The 530-nt window shown below is 72.8% G+C and carries 1 pseudogene; it reads left to right on the plus strand.

Annotated features, from left to right (window positions below):
- Positions 1-530: pseudogene (locus tag V5F77_RS29095) on the plus strand (phage tail protein); the annotation flags it as partial.

The following is a 530-nucleotide window of genomic DNA, read 5'->3' on the forward strand; positions in this document are numbered from 1 at the left end:
CGTGCCGTATCCCGCGCGCACCATCCTGTTCGTGCAGCAGCTCCCGAGCGGCACGGCGACGCCCAAGAGCCTCTACCGCATCACGCGCAAGGATCAGGGCGCGGGCCTGTTCGGCGCCGGCAGCGTCGGCGACGACATGGTGCGGTTCTACAAGGGCGCCAACAAGACGGGCGATTTGTACGCGGTCGGCCTCACCGATGCCGCGACCGGGATCGCCGCCACCGGCACCATCACGTTCGCCGGCGCCGCCACGCTCGCCGGGCCTCTCGCGCTCTACATCGGCAGCGTGCGCATCCCGCTCGCCATCAGCAACGGGCAGACCGCCGCGCAGGCGGCGACGGCGGCGGCAGCGGCCATCAACGCGGTGCCCGGCCTGCCGCTCACCGCAGCCGCAGCAGCCGCCGTCGTGACACTCACCGCCCGCCACAAAGGCGAGGTCGGCAACGGCTACCATGTGGCCGTCGCGCGCCAGATCGACGATACCCAGCCGCCCGGCCTCACCACCACCATCGGCGCCATGGCCGGCGGCG

Origin of the sequence: Roseixanthobacter psychrophilus (genome assembly GCF_043195195.1) — a bacterium.
GTDB lineage: Bacteria > Pseudomonadota > Alphaproteobacteria > Rhizobiales > Xanthobacteraceae > NCEH01.